The organism is Desulfobotulus mexicanus (assembly GCF_006175995.1).
Taxonomy (GTDB): domain Bacteria; phylum Desulfobacterota; class Desulfobacteria; order Desulfobacterales; family ASO4-4; genus Desulfobotulus; species Desulfobotulus mexicanus.
In genome coordinates, this window is record NZ_VDMB01000030.1 from 22,829 (window position 1) to 29,356 (window position 6,528).

A 6,528-nucleotide genomic window follows, 5' to 3' on the forward strand; every position below is an offset into this window, starting at 1 on the left:
ATGCCGAATTATATGTTACTTTTTTTTCTCTTTGTTTGTGAAGATGGGGATTTCTGAAAGTGGAGATGGATTCAGTTATGATAATAATGGCACCAATGAGGGGTTATACGGACAGGGTGTTCCGGGAGGTCTGGAGCAGGAATTTTTCAGGAGTTGATGAGGCTGTTGCACCATTTATTTCCCTGCAGCAGGCCAAGGATCTTTCTGTAAAAATTCTGGGGGATCTGGCAAAGAAGGAAACAGGGAGCATCCCTGTGGTTCCTCAGATTCTCGGTAACCATCCTGCCGCCTTTATTTCTCTGGCCTGTCGCCTTGAAGATATGGGTTTCAGGGAACTCAACTGGAATCTGGGCTGTCCCTTTCCCATGGTGGCAAAAAAAGCCAAGGGATCCGGCCTGCTTTGTTTTCCGGACCGCGTGGACGCCTTTCTGGAAGAGGTCTGCTCGCATTCGCCCCTTAAAGTTTCTGTCAAGATACGTCTTGGCCGTCACAGCAAAGACGAGACGGGGGCTTTGCTGGCTGTTTTGAACAGGTATCCCTTGCATCGGGTGATTCTTCATCCCCGTATCGGTGTTCAGATGTATGAGGGGAGGCCGGATCTGAAAGCCTTTCATTATTTTTTGCATGCGTCATGCCATCCGCTTGTATACAATGGAGACATATGGAGCAGGGATGATTTTCAGGCCCTGTCATCCTGTTTCTCTGGGGTTAACTCATGGATGCTGGGAAGGGGGCTTCTGGCAGATCCTTTTTTGCCGGAACGTATTAAGGGTATTTTTGCAGATAAAAAAGAAGACGAACTGGATCGTTTTATTTTATTCTATAAAGATCTTGAAGCGGCATATCAGAAGAAGCTTTCCGGTCCATCCCATCTTCTGGCGCGTATGAAAGGCTGGTGGGTCTGTTTTAATGAAAGTTTTGAAGGTGGAGATATTCTGTTTAAAAAAATAAGAAAGCTTCAGAAACTGGATCTTTTTCAGAAAGAGGTTCAGGCTTTTTTTGATTCAAGACCTGCATGGCTGCCTTCCCGGGCTGGAGGATGGGTTGATCCTGCCTGCTGCATTGATCATGGGAGGGTGGAAGGCTGCTTGTAGGGGAAGATCTGTTGCATTTTTATTTTAGCTGAAAAATTATAATTTTTATTTCATAATAAGGAGGTTATATGAAATTCCTTCCTTCTCAGCTCATGTACCTCCTTCAGGATCGAAGGGCCAGACGTAATATTCGACTTTTGTCCCGTTTTGTAATTATTCTTGTTGGGGTAATTTCCCTTTATAGTGTGCTGTTTCATTTTTTTATGCAGATGGAGGGGCAGGACCATTCCTGGGCTACGGGTGTTTACTGGACGCTTACTGTTATGTCCACCCTCGGTTTTGGTGATATAACCTTTCATAGTGATATTGGCAGGCTGTTTTCCATCCTGGTCCTTATTTCCGGGATTGTGTTTCTTCTGGTTATGCTTCCCTTTACTTTTATCCAGTTTTTTTATGCGCCCTGGCTGGAGGCCCAGACCCAGTCCCGTGCCATGCAAAAATTGCCGGAAGAGGTGGATGACCACGTAATCATTGTGGGTTTTGAGCCAGTTGCCACCAGTTTTATTGCAAGACTTGTCAAGTATGGAAGGGCCTATGTTCTTCTTTTGCCCGATGTGAATCAGGCGCTGGCTTTGAGGGATCAGGGCTATAAGGCTCTGGCAGGAGATCCGGATGATCCTGAGACTTACCGCAGATTGAAAATTGATAAGGCTTGCATGGTTCTCGCCCTGACCGATGACATGAAAAATACCAACGTGGCTTTTACGGTTCGGGAGCTTTCAAAAACTATTCCCATAGTTGTGAATTCTGAAAACGATGAGTCTGTGGATATTCTTCGTCTGGCCGGAGCCACACAGGTTTTTCAGTTCCGCAAACTGCTGGGAGAGTTTCTTGCCCGGCGGATTCTCGGTCCTGGACTGCAGTCTGCCGTTATTGCAAGGTTTGAAAAACTGGTTGTTGTGGAGGCCCCTGCCATGCGTACTCACCTTGTGGGTAAAACCATTATGGATTGTGGTATCCGTCAGAAAACTGGTTTGAATGTGGTTGGGCTCTGGGAGCGTGGTATCTTCAATATTCCAAGCCCCCAGAGTCTTATTCAGTCTGAAACGGTTCTGGTACTGGTAGGCTCCATGGAGCAGGTTATGGCCTATGAGGATTATGTGGGAAAGCAGTCAGGGTCCCCGGATGCGGTTCTGATTCTCGGGGGAGGCCGGGTGGGGCAGGCTGCGGCAGCTATACTGAAATCCCGGGGTATTCGCTATTGCATTGTTGAAAAAAACAGCAAGGTGGCAGGAACGAAGAATAATGTGGTGATAGGTAATGCTGCGGAACTTGAGGTCCTTGAGGAGGCGGGTATACGTAAGGCTCCCTCGGTTTTTATCACGACCCATAGCGATGATATGAATATCTATCTGACCCTGTACTGCAGAAAGCTCAGATCGGATATTCAGATTATCAGCCGTGCAACCCTGGACCGGAATATAGGTATTCTTCATACGGCGGGTGCAGATCTTGTGATGTCTTATGCAGCCCTTGCCAGTAATACACTTTTCAATCTTTTAAGCCCCGGAAAAGTGCAGATGCTCACGGAGGGGCTGAACATCTTCAGGACTTTCAGCCAGAAAAAAATATGGGGTAAAAGTCTTATCCAAAGTGAAATCCGCAAGCATACCGGGTGCAGCGTTATTGCCATGGTTCAGGGAGAATCAATGGATATCAACCCGGATCCCATGAAAATTATAGAGAAAGGTACCGAGCTTATTCTGATGGGAACAGCTGAGGCAGAGAGTGCTTTCATGCGCCGCTATCCTGAAAAATAAGCTGAAGTATGGCAATCGTGGATTAGTAGAGGAGTCTTCTATGGTGTTGTATCCGAAGCGGTTCGCCTGGTCCGGGGTGCCGTATTTGTGTTTTGTCTTTTTTTTGTTGAGCGGATGTGCTGCAGGTGGCTCAGGTCTTTCTGAGGAGAAGCTTTCTCTGAACCCTATGCTGGTTTTATATCAGGGGCCTCTGGATCATCTTCATGCCGTGCGCAGTGGTAGATGCGGTATGCAGCCTACCTGTTCTTCCTATGCAGCCCAGACTTTTGGTCGTAAATCGTTTCTTGATGCCTGGTTTTCTGTCTTTGACCGGCTCTTGCGTTGCGGAAAGGATCTGGATCATCCGAATATCCGCTGGATTCCTGCGTCCGAAGGTCCGAGGGTGTTTGACCCTGCAGGCTGATATTTTAATCTGTGAAGTGTTTAATGACTTTTTCAAGGAGGTTAAAATGATTGATTTAAAACGAATTTTCATTCTTTTTATGATTCTTGCAGTTCCGTCTCTTTCTTTGGCTGTGCAGAAACCTGTTGTTACCGTAAGTATTCTTCCTCAGAAACATTTTGTGGAAAAAATTGCAGGAGATCATCTGGAGGTGCATGTGATGGTTGCACCGGGTGCCAGTCCTGCAAGCTATGAGCCGGACCCTTCTCAAATATTGCAGCTCGCCCGTTCGCAGGTATATTTTTCCATAGGAGTTCCTTTTGAGAGGGCATGGTTGCCCCAGCTTGCCAGAACCTATCCTGGTCTTCTTATGGTAAAGACCGATGAGGGGCTGGAGAAAAGGCCCATTGCAGGGCATCACCACCATGATGGGCATGGTCATGGCAAAAAACATAAGCATGATACGAGTTTTCCTGACCCCCATGTCTGGCTGTCCCCTCAGCTTGTTCTGCATCAGATTAATTTGATTCATAGTGTGCTTAAAGAAAAATTTCCTTCTTCTGCAAGAGATTTTGACGAGGGCTATACTGCCTTTGTCAAGGAAGTCATGGACACAGATACTGAGATAAGGAGTATTCTTGCGGGTAAGGAAGGTGGTAGTTTTTTTGTTTTTCATCCCTCATGGGGTTACTTTGCCCATGATTACGGACTTGAGCAGATTCCGGTGGAGGTTGGTGGCAGAGAGCCGACCCCTGGTGAGCTGGCCAGAATGATACGCATGGCGAGGGAAAAAAATGCTTCGGTTGTTTTTGTTCAGCCGCAGTTTTCTGACAGAGCAGCTAATATTATAGCGGAATCCGTGCAGGCAAGGGTTGTTACCCTGGACCCTCTGGCGGAGAACTGGCGGGAAAATCTATTAAAAGCAGCCCGTGCGATGGAAGAGCATGTACGCTAGTTTTTCAGGCTAAAAAACTCTGTACCTTAAGTTTTTTTGATTCTGGATATTTGAATCAGTAAAATAACAGGGGCAGATTGTATTTCTGTCTCTGACAGCAGTGCTGGGTATCTCATTTGGCATGGATATGAAAATATATTACAGGGACTTTTCATCTTCCGGGAAGCTTTTATCCATATCCACGGGCATGTGGATTGGTTGAATTCGTGTGGTAATCAGAAAAAAATTTACATGCGGGAGTGGAAACCTTTAAGATTTTCGGTTAAGAACCTGACGGGCATTTTTGTTTTAAGGTCGGGGAGGAAGTATGTGTGCCGAAGAAGAAAAGGCTGGGTGGGTTTCCGTGCATGGAGGGCATTCCGGTGAATTCTGTCATCATGCAACAGACAGCCTGGAAGCTGTTCTTGAAAGATATGCGGAGCTTGGATTTTCCTGGGTTGGAATATCAGAGCATGTGCCGGCACCAAGTCCGGAATTCCGTTATCCGGATCAGGTGGCGGCAGGTTTGACCCCGGAGTTTTTATATGACCGATTTGTTCGGTACATGGCCCGTTGCCGGGAGCTGCAGGCTGCTTTCAGGCCAAGGCTGCAGGTGCTGGTTGCCATGGAGAGCGAGAGCTATTCCGGCTATGAAACATTCATGAAGAATCTGATGTTGAAATTCAAGCCTGATTATATTGTTGGCTCTGTCCATCATGTATCAGATATGGGTTTTGATTATTCCACGGAACAATACAGAGAAACGGCTGATGCTGTAGGTGGTATGGATGCCATGTACTGCAGCTATTTTGACCTGCAGCTTGAAATGATTGAAACGCTCAGGCCTTCTGTGGTGGGGCATTTCGATCTTATACGTATTTTTGATAAAGATTATCGGCTTCGCATGCTCAAGCCTGAAATAGCAAGACGGATTACCAGAAACCTGGAGGCTGTGGCCCGTTACGGTCTTATTCTGGATTTTAATCTCAGGGCTTTATATAAAGGTGGGTTGGAGCCATATGTTTCAGATTCGATTCTGCATCAGGCTGTGGAAATGGGAATTACACTGGTGCCGGGCGATGATTCCCATGGGGTATCTCAGGTGGGTAATTTTATGGAAAAAGGAATTGGTATTTTAAAAAGGGCAGGGGCCAGTACCATCTGGCCCCTGCCCAGGCCTATTGATTTCAGCCTCTTATAGTTTTGTTTGGTTTTGATTAAAAAAGTAGTTGACTTAATCGGCCTGATTCGTTTATCTTGTTTTTCGTTGCTCACGGAGCGGCGGATCGAAAGAAATCGATCTTTGAAAATCAGATAGTGAAAGATAAAGAACATGCCCCTGAGTACCCTATCTTTTTAAGGTGGGGGTAGTACCAGAGATTCAACGGAGAGTTTGATCCTGGCTCAGAATGAACGCTGGCGGCGTGCTTAACACATGCAAGTCGAACGAGAAAGTTCCCTTCGGGGGATAAGTAAAGTGGCGCACGGGTGAGTAACGCGTGGATAATCTACCCTTGAATTCGGAATAACATCGCGAAAGCGTTGCTAATACCGGATGATGTTGTGTTTCCTGCGGGAGATATAGCCAAAGAATGCCTCTTCTTGAAAGCATTTGTTTGAGGATGAGTCCGCGTCCCATTAGCTAGTTGGCGGGGTAACGGCCCACCAAGGCAGTGATGGGTAGCTGGTCTGAGAGGATGATCAGCCACACTGGGACTGACACACGGCCCAGACTCCTACGGGAGGCAGCAGTGAGGAATTTTGCGCAATGGGGGAAACCCTGACGCAGCAACGCCGCGTGAGTGAAGAAGGCCCTTGGGTCGTAAAGCTCTGTCAATGGGGAAGAAGTTGCAGAGTTCTAACAGGGCTTTGTATTGACGGTACCCATGAAGGAAGCACCGGCTAACTCCGTGCCAGCAGCCGCGGTAATACGGAGGGTGCAAGCGTTATTCGGAATTATTGGGCGTAAAGGGCGCGTAGGCGGYCTGTTAAGTCATATGTGAAATTTTGGGGCTCAACCCCAACGCTGCATGTGATACTGGCAGRCTTGAGTATGGCAGAGGAAAGCGGAATTCCTGGTGTAGCGGTGAAATGCGTAGATATCAGGAGGAACACCGGTGGCGAAGGCGGCTTTCTGGACCAATACTGACGCTGATGCGCGAAGGCGTGGGTAGCAAACAGGATTAGATACCCTGGTAGTCCACGCAGTAAACGTTGATCACTAGGTGTTGCGGGTATTGACCCCTGCAGTGCCGAAGCTAACGCATTAAGTGATCCGCCTGGGGAGTACGATCGCAAGATTAAAACTCAAAGGAAWTGACGGGGGCCCTGTCTCTTATACACATCTCCGAACCCACG

Annotated in this window: 5 protein-coding genes and 1 rRNA gene; all 6 read left to right on the top strand. The window is 47.3% G+C overall.

Annotated features, from left to right (window positions below; all coding sequences use genetic code 11):
• The first annotated feature begins 77 nt into the window (after positions 1-77).
• Positions 78-1,094 (top strand): tRNA dihydrouridine synthase, encoded by a 1,017-nt coding sequence (locus FIM25_RS15210; protein WP_179953436.1) that lies wholly within the window; start codon positions 78-80, stop codon positions 1,092-1,094.
• Between the two features lie 68 nt (positions 1,095-1,162).
• Complete coding sequence (locus FIM25_RS15215; protein ID WP_139450714.1) at positions 1,163-2,854, top strand: potassium channel family protein; 1,692 nt, start codon at positions 1,163-1,165, stop codon at positions 2,852-2,854.
• Positions 2,855-2,894: 40 nt separating this feature from the next.
• Positions 2,895-3,257 (top strand): membrane protein insertion efficiency factor YidD, encoded by a 363-nt coding sequence (gene yidD, locus FIM25_RS15220; RefSeq protein ID WP_139450715.1) that lies wholly within the window; start codon positions 2,895-2,897, stop codon positions 3,255-3,257.
• Between the two features lie 46 nt (positions 3,258-3,303).
• On the top strand, positions 3,304-4,191 hold the full coding sequence (locus tag FIM25_RS15225; RefSeq protein ID WP_218961456.1) for a metal ABC transporter solute-binding protein, Zn/Mn family: 888 nt from the start codon (positions 3,304-3,306) through the stop codon (positions 4,189-4,191).
• A 307-nt stretch (positions 4,192-4,498) separates the two neighbouring features.
• On the top strand, positions 4,499-5,371 hold the full coding sequence (locus tag FIM25_RS15230; protein WP_139450716.1) for a histidinol-phosphatase: 873 nt from the start codon (positions 4,499-4,501) through the stop codon (positions 5,369-5,371).
• A gap of 180 nt (positions 5,372-5,551) precedes the next feature.
• Positions 5,552-6,528 (top strand): 16S ribosomal RNA (locus tag FIM25_RS17380); the annotation flags it as partial.